General features: G+C 66.7%; 21 protein-coding genes and 1 pseudogene. 12 read left to right on the top strand and 10 right to left on the bottom strand.

Translation table 11 applies throughout. The features are described 5' to 3' along the window. Nucleotides 1-150, top strand: a pseudogene (locus tag BN1263_RS20920) (adenine phosphoribosyltransferase); the annotation flags it as partial. A 78-nt stretch (nucleotides 151-228) separates the two neighbouring features. On the opposite strand, the gene dbpA reads toward BN1263_RS20920, so the two are convergent. Together dbpA and BN1263_RS15695 are read right to left on the bottom strand one after the other, a co-directional pair. Next, nucleotides 229-1,605, bottom strand: coding sequence for an ATP-dependent RNA helicase DbpA (dbpA, locus tag BN1263_RS15690; protein ID WP_058982420.1), 1,377 nt, complete (start codon nucleotides 1,603-1,605; stop codon nucleotides 229-231). Nucleotides 1,606-1,713: 108 nt separating this feature from the next. Next, on the bottom strand, nucleotides 1,714-2,793 hold the full coding sequence (locus tag BN1263_RS15695) for a YeiH family protein (RefSeq protein WP_058982421.1): 1,080 nt from the start codon (nucleotides 2,791-2,793) through the stop codon (nucleotides 1,714-1,716). A gap of 102 nt (nucleotides 2,794-2,895) precedes the next feature. Between BN1263_RS15695 and BN1263_RS15700 the strand changes: the two genes are divergently transcribed. Beyond that, a complete protein-coding gene (locus BN1263_RS15700) occupies nucleotides 2,896-3,771 on the top strand; it encodes a LysR family transcriptional regulator (protein ID WP_058982424.1) in 876 nt (291 codons plus the stop codon). Nucleotides 3,772-4,208: 437 nt separating this feature from the next. Continuing rightward, the gene (locus BN1263_RS15705) at nucleotides 4,209-6,086 is read left to right on the top strand and encodes an ATP-binding cassette domain-containing protein (protein WP_058982426.1); all 1,878 of its coding nucleotides are present in this window, start codon (nucleotides 4,209-4,211) and stop codon (nucleotides 6,084-6,086) included. 153 nt (nucleotides 6,087-6,239) lie between these two features. On the opposite strand, the gene BN1263_RS15710 is transcribed toward BN1263_RS15705, so the two are convergent. Together BN1263_RS15710 and BN1263_RS15715 are read right to left on the bottom strand one after the other, a co-directional pair. Beyond that, entirely contained in the window at nucleotides 6,240-6,701 is a 462-nt protein-coding gene (locus tag BN1263_RS15710) for a c-type cytochrome (RefSeq protein ID WP_058982428.1), read from the bottom strand. Between the two features lie 9 nt (nucleotides 6,702-6,710). Continuing rightward, nucleotides 6,711-7,100: a c-type cytochrome gene (locus BN1263_RS15715; protein ID WP_005413034.1), complete on the bottom strand. Its 390-nt coding sequence runs from the start codon at nucleotides 7,098-7,100 to the stop codon at nucleotides 6,711-6,713. Nucleotides 7,101-7,305: 205 nt separating this feature from the next. Here BN1263_RS15715 and BN1263_RS15720 point away from each other — a divergent pair, with 205 nt between their 5' ends. From BN1263_RS15720 to BN1263_RS15730, 3 genes are read left to right on the top strand one after another with little or no spacing between them, the layout of a single operon-like run. Further along, nucleotides 7,306-8,457, top strand: a complete 1,152-nt coding sequence (locus tag BN1263_RS15720) for an efflux RND transporter periplasmic adaptor subunit (protein ID WP_058982430.1) — start codon at nucleotides 7,306-7,308, stop codon at nucleotides 8,455-8,457. After that, nucleotides 8,454-11,975 (top strand): efflux RND transporter permease subunit, encoded by a 3,522-nt coding sequence (locus tag BN1263_RS15725; RefSeq protein ID WP_058982432.1) that lies wholly within the window; start codon nucleotides 8,454-8,456, stop codon nucleotides 11,973-11,975. Before BN1263_RS15720 ends, BN1263_RS15725 begins: the two co-directional genes overlap by 4 nt. Continuing rightward, nucleotides 11,972-15,052 carry an efflux RND transporter permease subunit gene (locus tag BN1263_RS15730; protein ID WP_058982433.1) on the top strand — a complete coding sequence of 1,027 codons (3,081 nt, stop codon included), beginning with the start codon at nucleotides 11,972-11,974 and terminating at the stop codon, nucleotides 15,050-15,052. The genes BN1263_RS15725 and BN1263_RS15730 overlap by 4 nt, the downstream gene beginning before the upstream one ends. 336 nt (nucleotides 15,053-15,388) lie before the next feature. Here BN1263_RS15730 and BN1263_RS15735 read toward each other — a convergent pair whose 3' ends face one another. The 6 genes from BN1263_RS15735 to ykgO all read right to left on the bottom strand — a co-directional run bounded on the left by BN1263_RS15735 (nucleotide 15,389) and on the right by ykgO (nucleotide 19,884). Continuing rightward, complete coding sequence (locus BN1263_RS15735) at nucleotides 15,389-16,609, bottom strand: TraB/GumN family protein (RefSeq protein WP_144435374.1); 1,221 nt, start codon at nucleotides 16,607-16,609, stop codon at nucleotides 15,389-15,391. Between the two features lie 4 nt (nucleotides 16,610-16,613). Continuing rightward, the gene (locus tag BN1263_RS15740) at nucleotides 16,614-17,144 is read right to left on the bottom strand and encodes a GNAT family N-acetyltransferase (RefSeq protein ID WP_058982437.1); all 531 of its coding nucleotides are present in this window, start codon (nucleotides 17,142-17,144) and stop codon (nucleotides 16,614-16,616) included. A 13-nt stretch (nucleotides 17,145-17,157) separates the two neighbouring features. Next, complete coding sequence (locus BN1263_RS15745) at nucleotides 17,158-18,045, bottom strand: carbon-nitrogen hydrolase (RefSeq protein ID WP_058982442.1); 888 nt, start codon at nucleotides 18,043-18,045, stop codon at nucleotides 17,158-17,160. Nucleotides 18,046-18,206: 161 nt separating this feature from the next. Then, nucleotides 18,207-19,244 (bottom strand): agmatine deiminase family protein, encoded by a 1,038-nt coding sequence (locus BN1263_RS15750; protein WP_058982443.1) that lies wholly within the window; start codon nucleotides 19,242-19,244, stop codon nucleotides 18,207-18,209. A 39-nt stretch (nucleotides 19,245-19,283) separates the two neighbouring features. Beyond that, nucleotides 19,284-19,583 (bottom strand): hypothetical protein, encoded by a 300-nt coding sequence (locus tag BN1263_RS15755; protein ID WP_227837998.1) that lies wholly within the window; start codon nucleotides 19,581-19,583, stop codon nucleotides 19,284-19,286. A gap of 175 nt (nucleotides 19,584-19,758) precedes the next feature. Next, nucleotides 19,759-19,884, bottom strand: a complete 126-nt coding sequence (ykgO, locus tag BN1263_RS15760; RefSeq protein ID WP_005409283.1) for a type B 50S ribosomal protein L36 — start codon at nucleotides 19,882-19,884, stop codon at nucleotides 19,759-19,761. A 197-nt stretch (nucleotides 19,885-20,081) separates the two neighbouring features. On the opposite strand from ykgO, the gene cmk reads away from it, so the two are divergent. From cmk to BN1263_RS15790, 6 genes are all read left to right on the top strand, one after another. After that, nucleotides 20,082-20,759 (top strand): (d)CMP kinase, encoded by a 678-nt coding sequence (gene cmk, locus BN1263_RS15765; RefSeq protein WP_019661298.1) that lies wholly within the window; start codon nucleotides 20,082-20,084, stop codon nucleotides 20,757-20,759. Nucleotides 20,760-20,957: 198 nt separating this feature from the next. Beyond that, the gene (rpsA, locus tag BN1263_RS15770) at nucleotides 20,958-22,643 is read left to right on the top strand and encodes a 30S ribosomal protein S1 (RefSeq protein WP_058982445.1); all 1,686 of its coding nucleotides are present in this window, start codon (nucleotides 20,958-20,960) and stop codon (nucleotides 22,641-22,643) included. 87 nt (nucleotides 22,644-22,730) lie between these two features. After that, nucleotides 22,731-23,036: an integration host factor subunit beta gene (locus BN1263_RS15775; protein WP_005409286.1), complete on the top strand. Its 306-nt coding sequence runs from the start codon at nucleotides 22,731-22,733 to the stop codon at nucleotides 23,034-23,036. A gap of 77 nt (nucleotides 23,037-23,113) precedes the next feature. Further along, nucleotides 23,114-23,398 carry a LapA family protein gene (locus BN1263_RS15780; protein ID WP_019661299.1) on the top strand — a complete coding sequence of 95 codons (285 nt, stop codon included), beginning with the start codon at nucleotides 23,114-23,116 and terminating at the stop codon, nucleotides 23,396-23,398. Nucleotides 23,399-23,404: 6 nt separating this feature from the next. Beyond that, a complete protein-coding gene (gene lapB / locus BN1263_RS15785; protein ID WP_019661300.1) occupies nucleotides 23,405-24,583 on the top strand; it encodes a lipopolysaccharide assembly protein LapB in 1,179 nt (392 codons plus the stop codon). 3 nt (nucleotides 24,584-24,586) lie between these two features. Beyond that, the gene (locus tag BN1263_RS15790; protein WP_058982447.1) at nucleotides 24,587-25,576 is read left to right on the top strand and encodes an MraY family glycosyltransferase; all 990 of its coding nucleotides are present in this window, start codon (nucleotides 24,587-24,589) and stop codon (nucleotides 25,574-25,576) included. Nucleotide 25,577 lies beyond the last annotated feature (1 nt).

Here is a 25,577-nt window from a genome sequence, read left to right on the forward strand (position 1 = left end):
ACCGGCGGTACGCTGGTCGCTGCCTTGTCGCTGGTGCGCCGCCTGGGTGTCGAGGTGGTGGGTGCCGGCGTGTTGGTCGAACTGGACGGACTCGGCGGCCGCGCGCGCTGGGAAGCGGACCTGCCGCTGCACACCGAACTGGTGTTCTGAGCCTGTCGCCGGGCATGGCCCGGCGCTACGCACGGCATGCGGGTAGCGCCGGGCCACGCCCGGCGACCACCCTGTTCCTTACATCATCCGCACACGGAAACGACGGCCCTTGATCTTGCCGGCTTCCAGCCTGGCCACGGCCTTGTTGGCCTGCTCACGGGCGATCGCCACGTAGGAGCGGGTCGGGAAGATCGCGATCTTGCCGATGAACTTGGCTGACAGGCCGGCGTCGCCGGTCAGTGCGCCGAGGATGTCACCCGGGCGCAGCTTGTCGGTCTTGCCACCATCGATGCGCAGCGTACGCATCGCCGCCTGCGGCAGCTCGGCCGGGCGCGCCGTCGCCAGCGGCGTCTTCTGCCAATCCAGCGGTTGCCCCATCTGTGCTTCGATCGCTTCGGCGCGGGTCTTCTCGCGGCCGGCCACCAGGCTGATCGCCAGGCCACTGGCACCGGCACGGCCGGTACGGCCCACGCGGTGCTGGTAGCTCTCCACGTCGGTCGGCAGCTCGTAGTTGATCACCGCGGCCAGCTCTTCCACGTCCAGGCCGCGCGCGGCCACGTCGCTGGCGACCAGCACGTTGCAGCTGCGGTTGGCCAGCAGCAGCAGCACTTCCTCGCGGTCGCGCTGCTCCATGTCGCCGTGCAGGGCCAGTGCCGAGAAGCCGAACTGCTGCAGCGAGTTCGCCACTTCGGCCACGTCCTTGCGGGTGTTGCAGAACACCACCGCCGATTCCGGCGTGTACTTCAGCAGCAGGCCGGCCAGCGCCTTCTGCCGGTGCGCCGGTTCCACCTCGCAGAACATATGGCGGATGGCCGGAGCCTGGTCGGCACCTTCCACGGTCACTTCCACCGCGTCGCGCAGCAGGTCACGCGCCATGGCGCGGATGCTGTCGGGGAAGGTGGCCGAGAACAGCAGGCTCTGTCGATCCTTGTGGGTACGGCCGGCGATCTCGCGGATCGGTTCCTCGAAGCCCATGTCGAGCATGCGGTCGGCTTCGTCCAGCACCAGCGTGCGCACCGCGCCAAGATTCAGCGCGCGCTTGCGCGCCAGCTCCTGCACACGACCGGGCGTGCCGACCACCACGTGCGGGTCGTGGCCTTCCAGCGACGCCAGCTGCGGGCCCAGCGGCACGCCGCCCACCAGCAGCAACAGCTTCAGGTTGGGGATGCCGGTAGCCAGCTTGCGGATCTGCTTGCCGACCTGGTCGGCCAGTTCGCGGGTCGGGCACAGCACCAGCGCCTGCACGCGGATCAGGCTGGGGTCGATGGCCTGCAGAAGGCCCAGGCCGAAGGCGGCGGTCTTGCCGCTGCCGGTCGGCGCCTGTGCGATCACATCGCGGCCATCGAGGATGGCCGGCAGGCTCTGCGCCTGCACAGGGGTAAGAGTGGTGTAGCCGAGGGCATCCAGGCCGGGCTGCAGGGCCGGGCTCAGCGGCAGGGTCGAGAAGTCAGTCATGGCGCATTGTACCCGTCCGCGAGGCTGGTCCCGCCTGATGGGGTAGGGTCATCCACGCATGGCGTGGATCTACGGGCGGGTGCCGACCGCTGGTCGGCACGCTCTTGCTCAGCCCAGCACCACCAGCACGCCCTGGTGGATCGCCAGGCCACCGAAGAGCAGCCAGGCGAACAGGATCAGCGCCAGCAGCAGCGGCTTCAGGCCCGCCTGGCGCAGCGCCGAGACGTGGGTGGTCAGGCCCAGTGCGGCCATCGCCATCGCCAGCAGCACGGTATCCAGCTGCACCAGCCCGGCCTGCAGGCCGGCCGGTAGCAGGTGCAGCGAGTTGAAACCGGCCACCGCCACGAAACCGAACGCGAACCACGGCACTACGATGCGGGCCTTGCTGCCGCCGGCGCTGGCCTTGCCGCCGCGCGCCAGCCACAACGACAACACGACCAGAAACGGCGCCAGCAGCATCACCCGCACCATCTTGGTGATCACCGCGGTATCGGCGGCGGCTTCGCTGACCGCGCGGCCGGCGGCTACCACCTGCGCCACTTCGTGCACCGTCGCACCAGTGAACAGGCCGTACTGCCGCGCGTCCATCGCCAGCCAGCCGTGCGACTGCACCAGCGCATACAGCGCCGGGTACAGGAACATCGCCAGTGTGCCGAACACCACCACCGTAGAGACCGCCACCGTGACCTGTGCCGCACGGCCACGCACCACCGGTTCGGCGGCCATCACTGCCGCTGCACCGCAGATTGCGCTGCCGGCGCCGATCAACATCGCCGCCTCGCGTTCCATCTTGAACACGCGCACGCCCAGCCAGCAGGCGAGGCCGAAGGTGCTGGCAACCACCAGCACGTCCATCAGCACGCCACTGACGCCGACGTGGCCGATGTCCTGGAAGGTCAGGCGCAGGCCGTACAGCACGATGCCGGCGCGCAGCAGCCAGTGCTTGGAGAAGCCAACACCGGTCGCGCTGCCCGGTGCCAGCCGCGGATAGAAGGTGTTGCCGACCACAATGCCGACCACGATGGCCACGGTCAGCGCGCTCAGGCCATGCACCTGCAGCCACGGCAGCTCGGCCAGGTACAGCGACGCCGCTGCGATCAGGCCGACCAGCAGCAGGCCGGGCAGGCGCGGCTGCCAGCGCTGGCGCAGGGCAGGCAGGGACCAGGAGGAGAGAGCGCGGGCGTTCATGGCAGGGGCGAGGCTGGAGTGATGGGGCAAGCGTGCGCCTGCACAACTGACCTGTAAAACGAATAATATTGGTGAAAACTATCTATAAAACGCATAATCGCCATGCGCCTGACCCTGCGCCAGCTTCAGGTCTTCGTCGCCATCGCCGATCACGGCAGCACCACCGCCGCTGGCCAGGCCATCGCGCTATCGCAGTCGGCCAGCAGTGCTGCCCTGCATGAGCTGGAGGCGCACTTCGGTACCCCGCTGTTCGATCGCATCGGCCGCCGCCTGGCCCTGAACGGCCACGGCCGCGCGCTGCTGGAGCCGGCTCGCACGCTGCTGGTCAACGCCGCCGACCTGGAGCGGCAGCTGGCCGCAGGCGGCGACCCGGCGCAGGGCGCACCGCTGCGGCTGGTGCTGGCCGCCAGTACCACCATCGGCAACTACCTGCTGCCACCGCGCATCGCCGATCTGTTGCGGCAGGCACCACAGGCCGAGGTCGACCTGCGCATCGACAACAGCGCCGGCGTGGTCGCCGCCGTGCAGCGCCTGGATGTGGACGCCGGCCTGATCGAAGGCCCGTGTCACGAGCGCGGCCTGCAGGTCACGGCCTGGCAGGAGGACCCGCTGGTGATCGTGGCTGCCGCCAATGCCCCCGCGCGCTGGACGCTGGACGAACTGCGCCGTGCACGCTGGCTGCTGCGCGAGCCCGGCTCCGGCACCCGCGAAGCCGTGGAACAGGCCCTGCTGCCGCACCTGCGTGGCTTCGCGCAGACCCTGCAGCTGGGCAATACCGAAGCGATCAAGCAGGCCGCCATCGCCGGCCTCGGCCTGGCCTGCCTATCGCGCCACGCGCTGGAAGAGCCGCTGGCCCTGGGCCGCCTGCGCGTGCTGGAGACCCCGCTGCCCGCCCTGCAACGCACCCTGTGGCTGGTACGCCACCCCGGCAAGCAATGGCTGCCGGGGTTGCAGGCGTTGCTGGGAGAGGTGGGGTAAGCCATCAGATTCCCAGTCGATTCCATCCATCGACACTTCTTGTAGCGCTCATCCACGCATGGCGTGGATCTACCGTGTCGACCAAGGTCGACACCCACCGGAGCAGAATGTAGTTCCGGCAGATCGCGAGAAACTGTCAGAGGTGGGGCGGTGTGGGGCTGCAGGACCGTTGGCGCCATGGATGGCGCCATCGAGCCCCCAAGGGTGAGGGCGCTTTGCTTGCGAAGCACTGCTTCGCAAGTGCCCGAACGCACAGCCGCCAGCGGCTGGGCCGGACCCCGGAGGGGGGTACGGCGTGTCCTGCAGACCCACACCGCTCCGCCATCCCACAGGAAACCAGCTTTTGACGTTGCCGTTGAAGTTGCCGGCCAGCGGCCGGCACTACCGCGGGCGCCGGGTGCAACCCGGCCGACGCCCCCAACCCGTACAATAGCCGGATGCCTCTGATTACTCTGCAGAACGTCGACTTCAGCGTCGGCGGCCCGTTGTTGCTGGAAAAAGCCGAACTGTCGATCGAGCCGGGCGAACGCATCGCCCTGATCGGCCGCAACGGCGCCGGCAAATCCACCCTGCTCAAGCTGCTGTCCGGCGACCACAAGCCCGATGACGGCGAAGTCCGCGTGCAGCAGGGCGTGCGCGTCACCCGCCTGGAGCAGGAAGTGCCGCACGGCGCCGCCGGCTCGGTGTTCGACGTCGTCGCCGATGGCCTCGGCGAGCTGGGCCAGTGGCTGGCCGAATTCCACCACCTCAGCCATGCCGAAGTCTTCGATGGCGAAGCCCTCGGCAACGTGCAGGCCAAGATCGATGCCGCCAACGGCTGGGGCCTGGACCAGCGCGTCAGCGAAACCCTGACCAAGCTCGACCTGGACGGCGAGGCCGAGTTCGGCCGCCTGTCCGGCGGCATGAAGCGCCGCGTGCTGCTCGCCCGGGCGCTCGTCTCCAGCCCGGACGTGCTGCTGCTGGACGAACCGACCAACCACCTGGACATCGAAGCCATCGACTGGCTCGAAGCATTCCTGAAGGGCTGGAGCGGCAGCGTGGTGTTCGTCACCCATGACCGCCGCTTCCTGCGTGCGCTGGCCACCCGCATCGTCGAGATCGATCGCGGCCAGGTCACCAGCTGGCCAGGCGACTGGGCCAACTACGAGCGCCGCCGCGAGGAACGCCTCAACGCGCAGGCGCAGGAAAACGCCCGCTTCGACAAGCTGCTGGCGCAGGAAGAAGTCTGGATCCGGCAGGGCATCAAGGCCCGTCGCACCCGCGACGAAGGGCGCGTGCGCCGCCTGAAGGCGATGCGCGTGGAGCGTTCGCAGCGCCGCGACCTCAGCGGCAACGTCAAGATGGAAGCCGCACAGGGCGTCAGTTCCGGCAAGAAGGTCATCGACGTCAAGGACATTTCGTTCGCCTTCGGCGAGCGCACCATGGTCCGCGATTTCACCACCACCATCATGCGCGGCGACCGCATCGGCCTGATCGGTCCCAACGGCAGCGGCAAGACCACGCTGCTCAAGCTGCTGCTGGGCGAACTGCAGCCGGCCAAGGGCGAAGTCAACGCCGGCACCAACCTGCAGATCGCGTATTTCGACCAGTACCGCGCGGTGCTCCGCGAAGACTGGAGCGCGATCGAGAACGTCGCCGAAGGCCGCGATTTCCTCGAGTTCAACGGCAAGCGCAAGCACGTGCATGCCTACCTGCAGGACTTCATGTTCACCCCGGAACGTGCGCGTGCGCCGATTACCCGCCTGTCCGGTGGCGAGCGCAACCGCCTGCTGCTGGCCAAGCTGTTCGCGCAGCCGTCCAACCTGCTGGTGATGGACGAACCGACCAACGACCTGGACGTGGAAACGCTGGAGCTGCTGGAAGAGCTGCTGGGCGAATACACCGGCACCCTGCTGCTGGTCAGCCACGACCGTGACTTCATCGACAACGTGGTCACCTCCACGCTGGTGATGGAAGGCGACGGCGTGATCGGCGAGTACGTCGGTGGCTACAGCGATTGGCAGCGCTATGCGGCCAGCGTGGCGGCGCCTGCGGCAGCTACGGCCGCCAAGCCGGCGGCCGCTGCACCGGCGGCGGCTGCGCCTCCCGCAGCGCCCAAGCGCAAGCTGGCCTACAAGGAAGCACGCGAACTGGAGCAGCTGCCGAAGACCATCGAGAAGCTGGAAAGCGATGTCGAAGGGCTGACCTCGGCGATGAACGATCCGTCGTTCTACACCCGCAGCAGTTCTGAAGTGACGGCGCACACCCAGCAGCTGGCCAAGGTGCAGGCCGAACTGGATGCCGCTTACGCGCGCTGGGAAGAGCTGGAAGGCTGAGCGTTGACCGGCGCCAGCGATCGCGCCGATTGATGTAGAGCCGAGCCCACGCTCGGCTCAGCAGATCCACGCCATGCGTGGATATCCGGAATCTGTGCGGACCAACGGTCCGAACCCACCAACCGACGGTCCGCACCCACCGGGTGCCTGCGGTCATTTGACCCCGTGCAGATCCCGCAGCTGGCTCGGCCGGCTGCCGAAATACGCCGCCAGATCGGCGATGTCCTGATCGCTGAGGTCCTTGGCCTGCGGCGTCATCAGCGCATGCTGGCGATCACCGGCGCGGTAGGCCTGCAGTGCATGCGCCAGGTAGTCGCCGTACTGCCCACCCAGCTTCGGGTAGGTCGGATCGATCGGCGCATTGCCGTCGGCCCCGTGGCAGTCGATGCAGCTCTGGTTGGTGGCCTTGCCCTTCACCTTGGCGCGGGCTTCACCGGCGGCCTCGCGACCTGCAGGCAGGCCAGCCGAAGAAGAAGAGCCGTGTTCGCCACTGGCATGGCCCGGGTCGGCGGCGGATTTCTCGCTGTTTTCCACCTGCGACTGTGAACAGGCCGCCAGCAGCAGGGCAACGGACAGGGCGATGGCGTGACGCAGCGGATGCGCGGCTTTCGACATGGGCGGGCCTTACTTGACGGTGGACAGGTAAACAGAGAGATCGGCGATCTCCTGTTCGCTGAAACTCATCGACTGCGCCTGCATCGTCGGATGCCGGCGCTTGCCCTGGCGGTACTCGGTCAGGGCCTGGGCCAGGTACTGCTGGGTCTGGCCGCCGATCTTCGGCACCCGGTAGCTGGGGTAGGCGTTCTTGTAGCCGGTGATGCCGTGGCACCCCTGGCAGGTGTAGGCCAGCACGCGGCCATTGTCGAAGTTGCCGGTGGGCGCGGCAGGCGCCGGCGCGGCGGCAGGAGCCGGGGCCGGAGCGGGTGTGGCAGGAGCAGGTGCGGGCTGTGCGGCGGCCCCAAGGGGCAGGAGGACGGCCAGAGCGAGACAAGCGGCGAGCGGCTGCGGGCGCATGGTGTCGTTTCCGGGGATTCGGGTCTGGTCGTTCCGGCGTGGGGTACGGAACGCCCCGAGTATAGCCCTAGGTTTCATCTAGCTGAAATGGGGTCGGGCCGACCAGCGGCGTGAAGACACCATGACCTTTGGGATATGGTGTTGCCGTGAAGTGGTGCATTACTTTGCTACCACACCTGTCCACGCATCCTCCAGGGACCTGACGATGTCGCACCCAACCTTCCTGTCCGGCCGTCGCAGCGGAATCTGCGCTGCCGCACTGCTGATCTCCACCTCCCTGCTGCTGGGCGGTTGCGCCGCAGGGCCCAATTCCGAAGCCAAGGCCGCCGAGACCAAGGAGGAGAAGAAGGTCGATGCGGTCCCGGTCGAAGTGGCCGTGGCCAGCCATCGCGCGGTCGCGGCCAGTTACACCGGTACCGCCGCACTGGAGCCACGCGCCGAATCGCAGGTGGTCGCCAAGACCTCCGGCGTGGCACTGGCGGTGCTGGTCGAGGAAGGTCAGCGGGTCACCGCCGGCCAGCCGCTGGTGCGGCTGGACCCGGACCGCGCGCGCCTGGCGGTGGCACAGAGCGAAGCGCAGATGCGCAAGCTGGAAAACAACTACCAGCGCGCACAGAAACTGGTTGGCCAGCAGATGGTCAGTGCTGCCGATGTCGACCAGCTGCGTTTCGATCTGGAAAACGTCCGCGCGCAGTACCGCCTGGCGACGCTGGAACTGTCCTACACCACCGTGGTCGCACCGATTTCCGGCGTGATCGCCTCGCGCTCGATCAAGACCGGCAACTTCGTGCAGATCAACACGCCGATCTTCCGCATCGTCGACAACTCGCGCCTGGAAGCCACCCTCAACGTGCCCGAACGCGAGCTGGCCACGCTGCGTGCCGGCCAGCCGGTGACGTTGGCCGCCGATGCGCTGCCGGGCCAGAGCTTCACCGGCACCGTCGATCGCATCGCGCCGGTGGTGGATTCGGGCAGCGGCACGTTTCGCGTGGTCAGCGCCTTCGATGGCGCCGCGCACGCGCTGCAGCCCGGCATGTTCGGGCGCATCCGCATCGATTACGACCAGCGTGCCGATGCGCTCGTGGTGCCGCGCCTGGCGCTGCTCGACGACGGTGAGCCGGCGGTGTTCCGGGTGCGCGAAGGCAAGGTCGCACGCGTTCCGGTCAAGCTGGGTTACGCCGAGGGCCCGTGGGTGGAGATCCGTGATGGCCTGGCGGCCGGTGATCAGGTGGTCACCGCCGGCAAGGTCGCGCTGCGCGACGGTACCGCGGTGCAGGTGATCGCCGATCCGAAGGCAAAGGCGAAGACGGTCGCAGCGGCCGGCAAGCCGGCAGACAAGGCCGGGAGCAAGCAATGACCGCCCCGGGCCACGACCACGGTGCCTCGCCGGCGAGCGATGGCGCCGCCGCCGGCATGCGCGGCGGGCTGGTGGAGTTCGCCACCCGCCGCCGCGTGACCATCGCCATGTGCACGGTCACCCTGCTGCTGTTCGGCCTGATCGCGCTGGGCAACCTCAAGGTCAACCTGTTGCCCGACCTGAGCTACCCGACGCTGACCGTGCGCACCGAGTACACCGGTTCGGCGCCGACCGAAATCGAAACCCTGATCACCCAGCCGGTCGAAGAAGCGGTCGGCGTGGTCAAGAACCTGCGCAAGCTGAAGTCGGTCTCGCGCACCGGCCAGAGCGACGTGGTGCTGGAGTTCGCCTGGGGCACCAACATGGACCAGGCCAGCCTGGAGGTGCGCGACAAGATGGAAGCGCTCAACCTGCCGCTGGAGGCCAAGGCCCCGGTACTGCTGCGGTTCAATCCATCCACCGAGCCGATCATGCGCCTGGTGCTGTCGAACAAGGTGGCGCCGACCAGCGATGCCGATGCGGTCCGCGAGCTGACCGGCCTGCGCCGCTATGCCGATGAAGACCTGAAGAAGAAGCTGGAGCCGGTTGCCGGCGTGGCAGCTGTCAAGGTCGGTGGCGGCCTCGAGGACGAGATCCAGGTCGACATCGACCAGCAGAAGCTGGCCCAGCTGAACCTGCCGATCGACACCGTCATCAAGCGCCTGAAGGACGAGAACATCAACATCTCCGGTGGCCGCCTGGAGGAGGGCTCGCAGCGCTTCCTGGTGCGTACCGTCAACCAGTTCGCCGACCTGGAGGAAATCCGCAACCTGCTGGTCACCACCCAGGGCTCGAACGGCAGCGCGGCCGACTCGGCGTTGCAGCAGATGTTCAATATCGCCGCGTCGACCGGGTCGGCGGCCGCCATCGCGGCGGCGTCGGCGGCACAGAGCGCATCGTCCGGTAGTGGCTCCAGCGTGGTCGCCAACGGCGTGCCGGTGCGCCTGAAGGACGTGGCCACCGTGCGCCAGGGCTACAAGGAGCGTGAAGCGGTGATCCGCCTGGGCGGAAAGGAATCGGTGGAACTGGCGATCTACAAGGAAGGCGACGCCAATACCGTGTCCACCGCCGAAGCGCTGCGCAAGCGCCTGGAGCAGATCAAGGGCACGTTCCCGTCCGACGTTGAGATGACCACCATCGAGGACCAGTCGCGCTTCATCGAGCACGCCATCGCCGACGTCAAGAAGGATGCGGTGATCGGTGGCCTGCTGGCGATCCTGATCATCTTCCTGTTCCTGCGTGATGGCTGGAGCACGTTCGTGATCAGCCTGTCTTTGCCGGTGTCGATCATCGCCACGTTCTTCTTCATGGGCCAGCTCGGCCTCAGCTTGAACGTGATGTCGCTGGGCGGCCTGGCGTTGGCCACCGGCCTGGTGGTGGACGACTCGATCGTGGTGCTGGAGAGCATTGCCAAGGCCCGCGAGCGTGGCCTGGGCATCCTGCAGGCGGCGATCGTCGGTACCCGCGAAGTGAGCATGGCGGTGGTCGCCTCGACCCTGACCACCATCGCGGTGTTCCTGCCGCTGGTGTTCGTCGATGGCATCGCCGGGCAGCTGTTCCGCGACCAGGCGCTGACCGTGGCGATCGCCATCGCGATCTCGCTGCTGGTGTCGATGACCCTGATCCCGATGCTGAGCTCGCTGAAGGGCCGGCCGCCGCTGGCATTCCCGGAAGAGGCGCCGAACGAACCGTGGCAGCCGCAGAACCGCTGGCAGAAGCCGGTGGCGCTGGGCCGTCGTGGTGCCGTCGCAACCGCGCGCTGGAGCTTCTATGCGCTGGCCTGGCTGGTCGTACGTGCGTGGCGGGGCGTCGTGGCAGTGGTCGGCCCGGTGATGCGCAAGGCCAGCGACCTGGCAATGAAGCCCTACGCCGGTGCCGAGCGCGGCTACCTGCGCCTGTTGCCGAGCGCGCTGGCCCATCCGGGCAAGGTGCTCGGCGTGGCCACGATCATCTTCATGGCGACCATGGCGCTGGTGCCGATGCTTGGTGCCGACCTGATTCCGCAGCTGGCGCAGGACCGTTTCGAAATGACGGTGAAGCTGCCGGCCGGCACGCCGCTGAAGCAGACCGATGCGCTGGTGCGCGAGCTGCAGCTGGCCCACGGCAACGGCGAGGGCGTGGCCTCGCTGTATGGCGTCAGCGGCAGCGGCACCCGCCTGGATGCCAGCCCAACCGAGAGCGGCGAGAACATCGGCAAGCTGACCGTGGTGATGGAAGGCGGCGGCAATGCACGCACTGAAGCCGAGATCACCGAGCGCCTGCGCGACAGCATGGGCCAGCACCCGGGGGCACAGGTCGACTTCGCGCGGCCGGCGTTGTTCAGCTTCTCCACGCCGCTGGAAATCGAGCTGCGCGGGCAGGACATGGCGACGCTGGAAGTGGCCGGCCAGCGCCTGGCGGCGATGCTGCGTGGCAATGCGCACTACGCCGACGTGAAGTCCACGGTGGAAGAGGGCTTCCCGGAAATCCAGATCCGCTTCGACCAGGAACGTGCCGGTGCGCTGGGCTTGACCACCCGCCAGATCGCCGACGTGGTTGTGAAGAAGGTGCGCGGCGACGTGGCCACCCGCTACAGCTTCCGCGACCGCAAGATCGACGTGCTGGTGCGTGCCCAGGAAGGCGACCGTGCCAGCGTGGAGAGCATCCGCCGGCTGATCGTCAATCCGGGCAGTACCCGCCCCGTCACCCTGGACGCAGTCGCCGACGTGGTCGCCACCACTGGCCCCAGCGAGATCCATCGCGCTGACCAGACCCGGGTGGCCGTCGTGTCGGCCAACCTGCGCGATATCGATCTGGGCGCGGCCATGCGCGAAGTGCAGCAGATGGTGGCCGAGCAGCCGCTAGGCGCGGGTGTCGGCCTGCACATCGGTGGCCAGGGCGAGGAACTGGCGCAGGCGGCGAAGTCGCTGATCTTCGCCTTCGGCCTGGCGATCTTCCTGGTCTACCTGGTGATGGCCTCGCAGTTCGAATCGCTGCTGCATCCGTTCGTGATCCTGTTCACCATCCCGCTGGCGCTGGTCGGCGCGATCCTGGCACTGATGCTGACCGGCAAGCCCATCTCGGTGGTGGTGTTCATCGGCCTGATCCTGCTGGTCGGCCTGGTCACCAAGAACGCGATCATCCTGATCGACAAGGTCAACCAGCTGCGCGAGGCCGGCGTGGCCAAGCACGAGGCGCTGGTGGAAGGTGCACGCTCGCGCCTGCGGCCGATCATCATAACCACGCTGTGCACGCTGTTCGGCTTCCTGCCGCTGGCGGTGGCGATGGGCGAGGGCGCCGAAGTGCGCGCGCCGATGGCGATCACTGTGATCGGTGGCCTGCTGGTGTCGACCCTGCTGACCCTGCTGGTGATCCCGGTGGTCTACGACCTGATGGACCGCCGTGGTGACGCCTATTACCGCGAGCGTGGCCGCAAGCACGCCGCCGAGATCGAGCCGGGTGCAGCAGGCAGCGCGGCGGGTGCGGAGGAACCGGCATGAGTGTTGCCGAGTTCTCCATCCGCCGTCCGGTCACCACCATCATGTGTTTCGTGTCACTGGTGGTGATCGGCCTGATCGCCTCGTTCCGGCTGCCGCTGGAAGCGCTGCCGGACATCTCCGCGCCGTTCCTGTTCGTGCAGATTCCGTACACCGGTTCAACCCCGGAGGAAGTGGAGCGGACCATCATCCGCCCGGTGGAGGAATCGCTGGCGACGATGACCGGCATCAAGCGGATGCGCTCGTCGGCGACCTCCGAGGCGGCGCTGATCTTCATCGAGTTCAGCGACTGGGACCGCGACATCGCCATCGCCGCGTCCGATGCACGCGAGCGCATCGATGCGATCCGCAGCGACCTGCCCGATGACCTGCAGCGCTACAACGTGTTCAAGTGGTCCAGCAGCGACCAGCCGGTGCTGAAGGTGCGCCTGGCCAGCACCACCGACCTGACCACCGCTTACGACATGCTCGACCGCGAGTTCAAGCGGCGCATCGAGCGCATCCCCGGCGTGGCCCGCGTCGACATCACCGGCGCGCCGCCGAACGAGGTGGAGATCGCCATCGATCCGAACCGGCTCAACGCGCATGGGTTGAGCATCAACGAGCTGAGCGAGCGCCTGCGCACGCTGAACTTCTCGATCTCGGCCGGGCAGATCGACGACAACGGCCAGCGCGTGCGCGTGCAGCCGGTGGGCGAGATCACCGACCTGCAGGAAATGCGCGACCTGGTGATCAACGCCAAGGGCCTGCGCCTGGGCGACATCGCCGACGTGCGCCTGAAGCCGGCGCGGATGAACTACGGGCGCCGCCTGGACGGCAACCCGGCGGTCGGCCTGGATATCTTCAAGGAGCGCAGTGCCAATCTGGTGGAGGTATCGCGCGCGGCGCTGGCCGAGGTTGAAGCGATCCGTGCCGAAGCGTCGATGCGCGACGTGCAGATCAAGGTGATCGACAACCAGGGCAAGGCGGTGACCTCCTCGCTGCTGGAACTGGCCGAGGCCGGTGCGGTCGGCCTGATCCTGTCGATCACGGTGCTGTTCTTCTTCCTGCGCCATTGGCCGTCCACGCTGATGGTGACCCTGGCCATCCCGATCTGCTTCACCATCACCCTGGGCTTCATGTACTTCGTGGGGGTGACGCTGAACATCCTGACCATGATGGGCCTGCTGCTGGCCGTCGGCATGCTGGTCGACAACGCCGTGGTGGTGGTGGAGAGCATCTACCAGGAGCGCGAGCGCATGCCCGGGCAGCCACGGCTGGCCTCCATCGTCGGCACCCGCAACGTGGCCATCGCGCTCAGTGCCGGCACGCTGTGCCACTGCATCGTGTTCGTGCCGAACCTGTTCGGCGAGACCAACAACATCAGCATCTTCATGGCGCAGATCGCGATCACCATCTCGGTCTCGCTGCTGGCCTCGTGGCTGGTCGCGGTCAGCCTGATCCCGATGCTGTCCGCGCGCATGGCCACGCCCAAGCTGGTGCACTCGCAGACCGGCCTGATCGCTCGGCTGCAGCGCCGCTACGCCAGGCTGCTGGACTGGTCGCTCCACCATCGCGGCTGGAGCCTGCTCGGCATCGTGCTGGTGGTGCTGGTCAGCCTGGTGCCGATGAAGCTGACCAAGGTCGACATGTTCGGCGGTGATGGCGGCAAGGACATCTTCATCGGCTACATGTGGAAGGGCGCCTACACCTACCGGCAGATGTCCGAGGAAGTGGCGCGCGTGGAGAACTGGATCGACCAGAACCGCGAACGCCTGCATGTAAAGCAGGTGTACTCGTGGTACAGCGAGCAGGAAGGCAGTTCGACCGTGGTCACCCTGGACGAGAAGTACGCCAAGGACATCAAGGCGCTGCAGGAAGAGCTGCGCAAGGGCCTGCCGAAGTCGGCCCGCACCGACTACTTCGTCGGCAACCAGGGCGGTGATGGCGGCGGTGGCGGCAACCAGGGCGTGCAGGTGCAGCTGGTGGGCGACTCCAGTTCGATGCTGCAGGAGATCGGCCAGGAAGTGGTGCCGCTGCTGGCCCAGCGTGCCGAGCTGCGCGACGTGCGCATCGACAACGGCGAGAAGGGCGGCGAGCTGAAGGTGCGCGTCGACCGCGAGCGTGCCGCCGCATTCGGCTTCAATGCCGAGCAGGTCGCCAGCTTCGTCGGCCTGGCCCTGCGCGGTGCGCCGATGCGCGAGTTCCGCCGCGGCGACAATGAAGTACCGGTATGGGTGCGCTTCGCTGGCGCCGAGCAGAGCAGCCCGGAAGACCTGGCCGGCTTCAGCGTGCGCACCGGCGACGGTCGCAGCGTGCCACTGCTGAGCCTGGTCACCGTTGACGTCGGTTCATCGGCGACCCAGATCGGTCGCACCAACCGCCAGACCACGCTGACCATCAAGGCCAACCTGGCCGAGAAGGTCACCGCACCGGATGGCCGCAAGGCGATGGAGTCGGTGCTCAAGCCGATGAACTTCCCGGCCGGCTATGGCTTCACCTTCGATGGCGGCGACTACGGCAACGACGACGAAGCGATGCAGCAGATGGTGTTCAACCTGCTGATCGCGCTGGTGATGATCTACGTGGTGATGGCGGCGGTGTTCGAGTCGCTGCTGTTCCCGGCGGCAATCATGAGTGGCGTGCTGTTCTCGATCTTCGGCGTGTTCTGGCTGTTCTGGATCACCGGTACCTCGTTCGGGATCATGTCCTTCATCGGCATCCTGGTGCTGATGGGGGTGGTGGTGAACAACGGCATCGTGATGATCGAGCACATCAACAACCTGCGGCGCAGCGGCATGGGCCGTACCCAGGCGCTGGTGGAGGGCTCACGTGAGCGATTGCGCCCGATCATGATGACGATGGGTACGGCGATCCTGGCGATGGTGCCGATTTCGCTGACCAACACGCAGATGTTCGGCAATGGTCCGGAGTACGCGCCGATGGCGCGCGCGATTGCCGGCGGCCTGGCGTTCTCCACCGTGGTCAGCCTGCTGTTCCTGCCGACCATCTATGCAGTGCTGGATGACCTGCGCAGTGCGGTGACGCGGCTGATCCGCCGTGCGCGAGGTGTGGAGGTCGTGGCGGGGACCGCGGTGTAGTGGTCGAGCTTGCTCGACCGTAATACGCGCCAACGTGTTGTGGTGTGGGGGAGGCCGGTCGTAGTGGGGCGGCCTCCCCCTTTTTTTCTGCTCGCCGCGTCTGTTTGTCTCTGTAGAACCGATGGCAGCGGCAGGAGCCGCTGCCAACGTCGCTTGCGACGGCCCGGAGGGTGTCGGCCAGGACGGCCGGCATAGCCATGCTCGGCTGCTGTTCGCCGCGTCGCCCGAGCATGGGGCTAAGGCATAGCCAGGCCCGGCCGATCTTCGCGACCGGAAGCACAGTGCCAACCAAGGTTGGCACCTACCGGTAGCGCCGGGCCATGCCCGGCGGAACCATCAACCCGCCACCTTGCCCCACACCTTGAACGTGGTCAGCCACAGGCCGAGCATGCTGCCGATGTTGGTCAGCATGAACGTCAGCACCACGCGCGTGACCCGATTGCGGTACCAGCCCTTCAGGCTCTGCGCGTCGTCGCGCAGCTTGAGGAAGTCTTCGTACGCCGGCTTGCGCAGCCGCGCTTCCACCAGCGCCGAGAAGGCGCCGGTCGGGATGCTCAGGCGGAACGGCTTGAACGGGGCCACCGCGATCGCGGTGAGGATGCTCAGCGGGTGGCCGCCTGCCAGCAGGCAGCCCAGGCCCGCCAGGCCGCCGGTATACATCGCCCAGGTCGCCAGCAGTTCGGTGCCCACGCCCAGCCCGCCGCGGTAGAAGCCCACGCCGATGCCGGTGGCCACGATGGCCAGGATGCCGAGCGTGAACCACGGAATGTTGCGCTTCTTCGGCACCGCCTCCAGCGCGGCGCGCAGCGGTGCCGGGGCCTCGGTGTCGGTTTCCAGGTAGCACGCGAGACCCGCAAGATGGCCGGCACCGACCACCGCCAGCACTTCACGCTGCTGCGGGGTGTGTTCCTCGCGCAGGCGCGTGGCCATGTAGCGGTCGCGCTCGCCGATGATGGTTTCGTACAGCGCCGGGCTCTCGCTGGCGAACTCGCCAAAGCTCGACTCCAGCATGTCGCCCTGCTTGAGCTTCTCGATCTCGTTCTCGCCCACTTCTTCCGACGAGAACAGGCCCGCGCCCAGCCCGGCAACCAGCTTCAGCTTGCCGAAGAAGCCCAGCCGTTGCGACGCACGACGGAAGGTCAGGCCGACCTCGCGGTCGATCAGGTGCACCGGCAGGTTGCGCTCGCGCGCCAGGTCCACCGCGCGCTTCAGCTCGGCACCGGGCTCGATGTCGAGCTGTTCGGCCAGGCGGCGCTGGTAGGCGGACAGGGCCAGGTTGGCGGCGAACAGGGCGACGCGGCCCTTGCGGATCACCTCGACCAGGTCGAGCTTGGCCAGCGTATCCGGGTCGCTCAGCGCCTGCAGGCGCTGCGGGTCCAGTTCAACGGCAACGGCATCGAAGCGGCCGCTGTCGATGGCTTTCTCCACTGCTTCGACGCTGGCGCGTGAAACGTGGGCGGTGCCCAGCAGGGTGTAGCGCACGCCGTCGCGTTCGACGACGCGCACCGGCTGGCCGGCGAACAGATCGTCGCCGGTCTCGGGAAGGGTTTCGGTCATGGGTTCATTCATTGAAAGGTGCGGTGTCGGCGCCATCGCCGAGCGCGCGCTGCATCTGCACGGTGTCCAGCCAGCGGCCATGCTTGCGGCCGAGGCCACGGAACACGCCCACCAGCTCGAAGCCGAAGCGTTCGTGCAGCTTGATCGAGGCGGTGTTGGTCGGTTCGCCGATCACGGCCACCATCTGCCGGTAGCCACGCGCCACGCAGGCATCGATCAGGGCCTGCAGCAGGCTGGTGCCGACGCCCTTGCCCTGGAACGCGGCATCGACGTAGACCGAGTTCTCCACGGTCCACTGGTAGGCAATGCGGGTGCGGTAGGTGTTGGCGTAGGCGTAGCCGGCCACCTGGCCGTCGATTTCGGCGACCAGGTAGGGAAAGCCGCGATCGACAATGTCGCGCATGCGGCGCAGCATCTCGGTCGCGTCCGGAATGTCGTACTCGTAGGTGTTGACGAAGTCGGTCACTTCCACCGCATAGATCGCGGTGATCGCGTCGATGTCGGCCGGGCCGGCATCACGGATGAGGACGGCCATGCGCGGCTCCGGCTCAGTCGATGTAGCGCTTGAGCAGGTCACCGTACGCGTCGATGCGACGGTCGCGCAGGAACGGCCAGATGCGGCGCACGTGCTCGCTGCGCTGCAGGTCGACATCGCACAGCAGCACGGTGGCGTCCGTGCCGGCCTCGGCCAGGAACTCGCCCTGCGGGCCGAGCACGTGGCTGTTGCCCCAGAACTGGATGCCCGAGGCACCCAGCGGCGAGGCTTCGTGGCCGACGCGGTTGCAGCTCAGCACCGGCAGGCCGTTGGCCACGGCATGGCCGCGGTGGCTCAGCACCCAGGCGTCACGCTGGCGGGTCTTCTCGTCCTGCACGTCGTCCGGGTCCCAGCCGATCGCGGTCGGGTACAGCAGCAGCTCGGCACCGGCCAGCGCCATCAGGCGCGCCGCTTCCGGGTACCACTGGTCCCAGCACACCAGCACGCCAAGGCGAGCCACCGAGGTATCGATGGGCTTGAAGCCGATGTCGCCCGGGGTGAAGTAGAACTTCTCGTAGAAGCCCGGGTCGTCCGGGATGTGCATCTTGCGGTACTTGCCGAGCAAGGTGCCGTCCTTTTCGAACACCACCGCAGTGTTGTGGTACAGGCCGGCGGCGCGGCGCTCGAACAGCGAGCCGACCAGCACCACGCCATGCTGCTTCGCCAGCGCGCCCAGACGCTCGGTGCTCGGTCCGGGAATCGGCTCGGCCAGGTCGAACTCGTCCACCGACTCGTGCTGGCAGAAGTACGGACCGTTGTGCAGTTCCTGCAGCAGCACCAGCTTGGCACCCTGCGCAGCCGCCTCGGCCACGCGTGCTTCGATCACCGCCAGGTTGGCGGCGGCGTCACCGTGGTTGCGCTCCTGGATCAGGGCGACGGTAAGGGGGCTGCGCGAGTTCATGCGGGGCGTTCCTGCGGGAGAAAACCTGCATGTTAGCGCGGATGGGCGGCCGCAGCGTGTTGCGCGCTGAATGGGTGCGATCGGTAGTGCCGGCCGCTGGCCGGCAATCCCGTGGATCCATCAGGCAGTGCAGGGTTGCCGGCCAGCGGCCGGCACTACCGTCAGACCTTCAACAGCCCTTCCGGCAGCTGCATGGTGATGCAGTGCAGGCTGCCGTTCTGCCAGATCAGCGAGCGGCAGGGCACCTGCACGATCTCTCGGCCCGGGTGCGCCTGTGCCAGCACGTCGCGGGCCAGGTCATCGGCCGGGTCGCCATAGGCCGGCATCAGCACCGCGCCATTGACGATCAGGTAGTTGGCGTACGAGGCAGCCAGGCGACGGCCTTCGTCGATCACCGGCCGGGCCCACGGCAGCGGGAACAGGCGGTACGGCTTCCCATCCCTGGTACGCAGCGCGGCCAGTTCGTTGCCCATCGCCTGCAGTTCGGCGTAGTGCGAGTCGCTCGCGTCGTCGCAGGCCTGGTAGACGATGCTGTCAGGCGAGGCGAAACGGGCCAGGGTGTCGATGTGGGCGTCGGTGTCGTCGCCTTCCAGGTAGCCGTGGTCCAGCCACAGCACGCGGTCCTGCTGCAGCCAGTTGGCCAGGTCGGCGCTCAGGCTTGCACGGTCGCGGTCCGGGTGGCGCTCGTGCAGGCACTTCCAGGTGGTCAACAGGGTGCCTTCGCCATCGGTCTCGATGCCGCCGCCTTCCAGCGCGAACGGAATGCTGCGGACCGGCGCATCGTTGAATACGCCGGCCTGGTCGAGCACGCCCACCAGCTGGTCATCCAGGGTGGCGTCGAACTTGCCGCCCCAGCCGGTGAAGCGGAAATCCAGCAGCTGGAAGCCGCCGTCGGCACGGCGCAGGGTGATCGGGCCGGAGTCGCGCAGCCAGGTATCGTCGTAGGCCGCCGTGGTGAAGTGGACCTTGTCCATATCGATGCGGTTGGAGCGCAGCCGCATCTCGGCGTAGGTCTCCACATCGTCGTCGGCCACGCAGATCAGCACCGGCTGGAAGCGGGTGATGGCCGCGACCAGGGCAATGTAGGTCTCTTCCACCTGGCCCAGGCGGTCGGCCCAGTCGGTATCGGCGGTGGGCCAGGCAATCAGGACGCCGCTCTGGGCTTCCCATTCGGCAGGAAAACGAAGGGTCTGGTTCATGGTCTCGCTACACAGGCCCGCCCGCGGCGGGTAATGGGATCAACGGATCGGCGGTTTCGGGCCGATTTCGTTCGGGTCCGCCTGGTTGGCCACCACGTCGATCACCTTCTGCTTCTCGAAGTAGACGGTGAACTGCGGGTACACCCAGCGGTTGATGGTCGGCCATTGCCGCTTCTGCCCGCCACGCGGCTGCAGTTGCTCGCTGGGCGCGCCGAACTGCGCCTGCACCTGCTGCATGCTCTGGCCGCGCACGGGCAGGGCACCGGCCGGCTTCTCGCGGGCGCGGTCGACAAGCAGGGTATCGGCCAGTGCCGGTGTGGCGGCGGCCAAGGTGGCCATCACGGCCAGGGCGGACAGGTAACGCTTCATCTCGATCTACTCCCCAGTGGTCAAGAAAGGCGATTACAGCAAAAACGGCAGGAAAAAGCCGCATAAACAAAAAACCGCCCGAAGGCGGTTTCTTGCATCGGGTCGGCCCCGCGTAGGGCCAGCCGCAGCCGGAAGGCTGTGAGGCTTAGCGCTGACGCGCCTTGAAACGCGGGTTCGACTTGCAGATGACGAAGATCTTGCCGCGACGACGGACGACCTTGCAGTCGCGGTGACGGGCCTTCGCCGACTTCAGGGAGGACAGGACTTTCATGGCATACCTCGGCGTAAACAGTAGTTGTTCGGGTGGAGCGTGGCCGCGATATGCGAAAGACAATCGGCAGTTGACGCTCGTTCAAGCCCGCCATTCTACCGGGCTTTTCCTCGTGGTTTCAAGTGGTTGCACAAAAGATCCCGCTGGGGGCGTCTGGCAGGGGCTAGAATGGCCTCTTCACACGCTCTGGGACCCCCATGAATCCACTCGCTCCCGTCCTGACCATCGACGGCCCATCCGGGGCCGGCAAGGGTACCATCAGCCGCATCATCGCGCGCCGCATGGGCTGGCATTACCTGGATTCGGGTGCGCTGTACCGGGCGGTGGGCGTGGCCGCAAGCTGGGCCGACATCGACACCTCCGACGCCTCGGCGCTGGTGCGCTGCACCTTCGATACCCATGTTCAGTTTGTCGAGCAGGGCGATGCCATGCGGGTCATGGTCAACGGCACCGATGCCACCGACGAGCTGCGCCTGGAGACCACCGGCGCCCTGGCCTCTGCCATCGCCGCCATCCCCGAGGTCCGGGCCGCCCTGAAGGAGCGGCAGCGCGCATTCAGGGAGCTGCCGGGCCTGGTCGCCGACGGCCGCGACATGGGCACGGTGATCTTCCCGGATGCCCCCCACAAGGTCTTCCTGACCGCCAGCGCCGAGGAGCGCGCCGAGCGCCGGCATAAGCAGTTGAAAGACAAGGGGGTTTCTGTTAACTTTGATGACCTCCTGCGCGAGATCATGGCCCGCGACGCCCGTGATGCCCAGCGTACCGTGGCGCCCCTGAAGCCGGCAGACGATGCTGTCCTCATCGACACCACAGGCATCGGCATCGATGATGTCGTTGCCCGAGTGATGGATCTGCTTCCGGTTCCGGCTGCCTGATCCGTTCGCGCGGGAGCACTGCCAGCCGCATCGGCAGTGGTCGCGCAAAGCAGTGCTGTACCCGCTCCGTCGCGCACTGATGCGTGGCGGTTTTCCTACTACACACGACCTGCGTTTCCGGGGTCGACCAACAGGCGGGCGGTCGCCATTCCCCTGAAGGGGACGCCACCGACCCATGTGTCCAACAGAGTAAATCTAATGACCGAATCATTTGCCGAACTGTTTGAAGCCAGCCAGGCCAACCTGGCCAAGCTGAAGCCGGGCGCCATCGTCAGCGGTACCGTTGTTGAAGTCCGCGGCGACGTCGTGGTGATCAACGCTGGCCTGAAGTCCGAAGGCATCGTGCCGATCGAACAGTTCCGTAACGACGCTGGCGAAATCGACGTCGCCGAAGGCGACATCGTCAAGGTCGCCCTCGACTCGATCGAGAACGGCTTCGGCGAAACCGTCCTGTCGCGCGAGAAGGCCAAGCGCGCGATGGTGTGGGACGAGCTGGAAGAAGCGTTGGAAAAGAACGAAACCATCACCGGCCGCATCAGCGGCAAGGTCAAGGGTGGTTTCACCGTGGACATCAAGGATGTCCGCGCCTTCCTGCCGGGTTCCCTGGTCGATGTGCGCCCGGTGCGCGATCCGGCCTACCTGGAAGGCAAGGAACTCGAGTTCAAGCTCATCAAGCTGGACCGCAAGCGTAACAACGTCGTGGTCTCGCGCCGCGCTGTCGTCGAAAGCGAGCACTCGGAAGAGCGCGAGCAGCTGATGGACAAGCTGCAGGAAGGCGCGATCCTGAAGGGTGTCGTCAAGAACCTGACCGATTACGGCGCGTTCGTGGACCTGGGCGGTATCGACGGCCTGCTGCACATCACCGACATGGCGTGGAAGCGCGTGCGTCACCCGTCGGAAGTCGTGAACGTCGGCGACGAGCTGGACGTCCGCGTGCTGAAGTTCGACCGCGAGCGCAACCGCGTTTCGCTGGGCCTGAAGCAGCTGGGCGAGGATCCGTGGGACAACATCGGCCGTCGTTACCCGGCCAACAGCCGCGTCTTCGGCAAGGTCTCCAACGTCACCGATTACGGTGCGTTCGTTGAGATCGAGCCGGGCGTCGAAGGCCTGGTGCACGTCTCGGAGATGGATTGGACCAACAAGAACGTCAACCCGTCCAAGGTTGTGCAGGTTGGTGATGAAGTCGAAGTGATGGTGCTGGACGTCGATGAAGAGCGTCGCCGCATCTCGCTGGGCATGAAGCAGGTTGCCGCCAACCCGTGGGAAACCTTCGCTGCCACCCACAAGAAGGGTGACAAGGTGTCGGGCCAGATCAAGTCGATCACCGACTTCGGCATCTTCATCGGCCTGGACGGCGGCATCGACGGCCTGGTCCACCTGTCCGACATCAGCTGGAACACCACCGGCGAAGACGTCGTTCGCAACTTCAAGAAGGGCGATACCCTGGACGCCGTCGTCCTGGCTGTCGATCCGGAGCGCGAGCGCATCTCCCTGGGCGTGAAGCAGCTGGAGCAGGATCCGTTCGGCCAGTACATGGCTGCCAATCCGAAGGGCTCCAAGGTCGAAGGCGTGGTGAAGGAAGTTGACGCCAAGGGCGCGACCATCGAGCTGGCTGACGGCATCGAAGGTTACGTCTCGGCCCGCGACATCGCCAACGAGCGCGTTGACGACGCCACCCAGCACCTGAAGGTCGGCGACAAGGTCGAAGCCAAGTTCGTGGGCATGGACCGCAAGGGCCGTACCCTGCAGCTGTCGATCAAGGCCAAGGACGACGCGGAAATGCGCGAAGTGCTGGAGGAATACCAGTCCTCTTCGGCTTCCAGCGGCACCACCCAGCTGGGCGCACTGCTGCGTGCACAGCTGAACGGCAACAAGTCCGAGTAATCGGCCTTAGGCTGTTCGTTGTTTCCTGGACGGCCCGGGCATTGCCCGGGCCGTTTCAGGCTGAGATACCCCTGATGTGAGCCGGTAATGACCAAATCCGAACTGATCGAAATCCTTGCGCGCCGCCAGGCGCACCTGAAGGCCGATGATGTCGATCTGGCGGTGAAGTCGTTGCTGGAAATGATGGGCGGATCGCTGTCCGCCGGGGATCGCATCGAAATTCGTGGTTTTGGCAGCTTCTCGCTGCACTATCGGCCGCCGCGCCTGGGTCGCAACCCGAAGACCGGCGAGTCGGTTGCCCTGCCGGGCAAGCACGTCCCACATTTCAAGCCGGGCAAGGAACTGCGCGAGCGGGTCAGCAGTGTGCTGCCGCTGGACGCCGATCCGGCCTGAGCCTCCCGTCGCGCCACCGCGTGCGAATCCAGCCGCGAGTCGGATAAGCTACGGACTCCTGCCACTGGAGCTGTCGCATGAAGGTTTTTCGTCTGCTGGTCCTGCTGGCGGTACTCATTGTTGGGTTGATCATCGGTGCCATGAACATGGACGAGATGACCATCAACCTGCTGTTCACCCAGCTCAAGACCTCGGTCGGCGTGGCCATCATTGCCGCGTTGCTGATCGGCGTCATCGTTGGCGCTGGCCTGGTGCTGGTGAGCGTGGTCATTCCGCTCTACAGCCAGCTGCGCCGCGCCAACAAGTCCGCTGCCGCCACGCCGGCACCGGTTGCCTCCCCTCAATCTTTTGATGGACGCTGATCGAAGATGGATTTCGTCACCGAGTGGTTCTGGTTCTTCCTGTTCGTTCCGCTGGCTGCACTGGCCGGGTGGGTGATCGGACGGCGTGGTGGTCAACGCCACGGTGACAACCAGGTCAGCCGCCTGTCCAGCACCTACTTCCGTGGCCTGAACTACCTGCTCAACGAGCAGCCGGACAAGGCCATCGAGCTGTTCCTGCACATCGCCGAGCTGGACAAGGAAACCTTCGAGACCCAGGTCGCGCTGGGCCACCTGTTCCGCCGCCGCGGCGAAGTCGATCGCGCCATCCGCCTGCACCAGGGCCTGGTCAACCGGCACGACCTCAGCGACGCGCAACGCGTGCAGGCGCTGCTGGCGCTGGGCGAGGACTACATGAAGTCCGGCCTGCTGGACCGTGCCGAGACCGTGTTCACCGAACTGGCGCAGCTGGACCAGCGTGCCCCGCAGGCACTCAAGCACCTGATCGGCATCTACCAGGCCGAGCGTGACTGGGAAAAGGCGATCGACAACGCGACCCGTTTCGAGGACGTCACCGGCGAGCCGATGGGCAAGCTGATCGGGCAGTTCGAGTGCGAACTGGCCGAACGCTTCCGCGGTGCCGGCAAGCTGGAAGAGGCGAGGGCGGCGATCGCCCGGGCATACCAGGCCGATGCGATGTCGGTGCGTGCCGGCATCATCGAAGGGCGCCTGGAAACCGACGCGGGCAATCCGGAAGCGGCCGTACGCGCGTTCGAGCGTGCTGCGCGCAATGATCCGGAGTACCTGCCGGAGCTGCTGCCGGCGCTGATGCAGAACTACCGCAAGGTGGGTGATCTGGCAGGCGCGCGCGCTTTCCTGTCGGAGATGACCGAGCATTACCGTGGCATTGCCCCGGTGCTGGCGCTGACCCGCCTGATGGAAGAGCAGGAGGGCGTCGCCCCGGCCCGTGCCTACCTGGGCCGCCAGCTCAAGGACCGCCCGTCGGTGCGTGGCGAGTCCGCGCTGATCGACCTGACCCTTGCTGAAGGCGCTGATTCCACGGCGACCCTGCACGACCTCAAGCACATCACCGACCAGTTGCTGGTACGCAACCCGGCCTATCGCTGCACCCGCTGCGGTTTCGGGGCGCGCACCCATCACTGGCAGTGCCCGAGCTGCAAGGAGTGGGGTACGGTCAAGCCGCTGTTGAATTACGCGGTGCTCTGATCCATGCCGTGGCTCGTGATGGGCGCGCTGCTGGGCCTGGCCCTGCTGAGTGCGGCACTGACCTGGGCGGCGCGGGGCTATGCGCTGCGCCGGCAACTGTTTGACCAGCCGGGCGAGCGCCGCAGTCACAGCGTAGCGACCCCTCGAGGTGGCGGCATCGCCATCGTCATCAGCCTGCTGGTGACCGCCGGTGTTGCCATGTGGGCCTGGCCCGCAGCGCTTCCGAGCCTGCTCGTGGCCGCCCTTGGCCTGGCGCTGGTGGCGGGTATCGGCTGGTGGGATGACCATCGGCCGCTTCCGGCCATGCGCCGCCTGATGGTGCATTTCATCGCCGCCGCGCTGCTGGCCGCGCTGGTCAGGGTGCATGGTGGCAGCTGGCTGCTGGCCGTGTTGGTCCTGCTGTTCACTGCCTCTCTGATCAACATCTGGAATTTCATGGATGGGATCAACGGCATGGCGGCCAGCCAGGCCGTTGTGGTGGCCCTGGGGCTGGCGCCGTTGCTGCCCTGGCCGTACTCGCTGGCGGCCATCGCGTTGGGCTTGGCATGCCTGGGCTTCCTGCCGTTCAACTTCCCACGGGCCCGGATCTTCATGGGCGATGTCGGAAGTGGCGCGCTGGGTTACGCGGTTGCGGCGGTGCTGGCACTGGCCAGTGTCAAGACCGACATCAACTGGATACTGCTGCTTGTGTCGGCATCGCCGTTCATTGTGGACGCGGGCTTCACACTGCTGGCGCGCATCATTTCAGGACAACGCTGGATGGAACCCCACACCCAGCATGTCTACCAGCGCGCGGTGCAGGCAGGAGCCAGTCACGCCCGGGTAACAGGGATGTACTTTGCTTTGGGCCTGTTCAGTATTACAGTGCTTAATGTCTGCTCCAACTTGCAGCCGAGGTGGGAGGCTGCCGTGGCGATCGCGTGGTTCATTGCGCTGAGCGTCCTCTGGCTCCTCCTGCGCAATGGATTGCGCCACCGAAAAGGAAATACCTGAC

It is taken from the genome of Stenotrophomonas thermophila (assembly GCF_001499715.1).
GTDB classification, from domain to species: domain Bacteria; phylum Pseudomonadota; class Gammaproteobacteria; order Xanthomonadales; family Xanthomonadaceae; genus Stenotrophomonas; species Stenotrophomonas hibiscicola.

Coding starts and splice junctions, on each gene's coding strand:
- BN1263_RS15755 (WP_227837998.1), bottom strand. CDS start 19,583: ATGGCCACCTTGGCCGCCGCCACACCGGCACTGGCCGATACCCTGCTT.
- BN1263_RS15715 (WP_005413034.1), bottom strand. CDS start 7,100: ATGCGCCCGCAGCCGCTCGCCGCTTGTCTCGCTCTGGCCGTCCTCCTG.
- BN1263_RS15790 (WP_058982447.1), top strand. CDS start 24,587: ATGCCGTGGCTCGTGATGGGCGCGCTGCTGGGCCTGGCCCTGCTGAGT.
- lapB (WP_019661300.1), top strand. CDS start 23,405: ATGGATTTCGTCACCGAGTGGTTCTGGTTCTTCCTGTTCGTTCCGCTG.
- dbpA (WP_058982420.1), bottom strand. CDS start 1,605: ATGACTGACTTCTCGACCCTGCCGCTGAGCCCGGCCCTGCAGCCCGGC.
- BN1263_RS15775 (WP_005409286.1), top strand. CDS start 22,731: ATGACCAAATCCGAACTGATCGAAATCCTTGCGCGCCGCCAGGCGCAC.
- BN1263_RS15725 (WP_058982432.1), top strand. CDS start 8,454: ATGACCGCCCCGGGCCACGACCACGGTGCCTCGCCGGCGAGCGATGGC.
- BN1263_RS15750 (WP_058982443.1), bottom strand. CDS start 19,244: ATGAACCAGACCCTTCGTTTTCCTGCCGAATGGGAAGCCCAGAGCGGC.
- BN1263_RS15740 (WP_058982437.1), bottom strand. CDS start 17,144: ATGGCCGTCCTCATCCGTGATGCCGGCCCGGCCGACATCGACGCGATC.
- BN1263_RS15745 (WP_058982442.1), bottom strand. CDS start 18,045: ATGAACTCGCGCAGCCCCCTTACCGTCGCCCTGATCCAGGAGCGCAAC.
- BN1263_RS15780 (WP_019661299.1), top strand. CDS start 23,114: ATGAAGGTTTTTCGTCTGCTGGTCCTGCTGGCGGTACTCATTGTTGGG.
- BN1263_RS15705 (WP_058982426.1), top strand. CDS start 4,209: ATGCCTCTGATTACTCTGCAGAACGTCGACTTCAGCGTCGGCGGCCCG.
- BN1263_RS15735 (WP_144435374.1), bottom strand. CDS start 16,609: ATGACCGAAACCCTTCCCGAGACCGGCGACGATCTGTTCGCCGGCCAG.
- rpsA (WP_058982445.1), top strand. CDS start 20,958: ATGACCGAATCATTTGCCGAACTGTTTGAAGCCAGCCAGGCCAACCTG.
- BN1263_RS15730 (WP_058982433.1), top strand. CDS start 11,972: ATGAGTGTTGCCGAGTTCTCCATCCGCCGTCCGGTCACCACCATCATG.
- BN1263_RS15700 (WP_058982424.1), top strand. CDS start 2,896: ATGCGCCTGACCCTGCGCCAGCTTCAGGTCTTCGTCGCCATCGCCGAT.
- BN1263_RS15710 (WP_058982428.1), bottom strand. CDS start 6,701: ATGTCGAAAGCCGCGCATCCGCTGCGTCACGCCATCGCCCTGTCCGTT.
- BN1263_RS15720 (WP_058982430.1), top strand. CDS start 7,306: ATGTCGCACCCAACCTTCCTGTCCGGCCGTCGCAGCGGAATCTGCGCT.
- cmk (WP_019661298.1), top strand. CDS start 20,082: ATGAATCCACTCGCTCCCGTCCTGACCATCGACGGCCCATCCGGGGCC.
- ykgO (WP_005409283.1), bottom strand. CDS start 19,884: ATGAAAGTCCTGTCCTCCCTGAAGTCGGCGAAGGCCCGTCACCGCGAC.
- BN1263_RS15695 (WP_058982421.1), bottom strand. CDS start 2,793: ATGAACGCCCGCGCTCTCTCCTCCTGGTCCCTGCCTGCCCTGCGCCAG.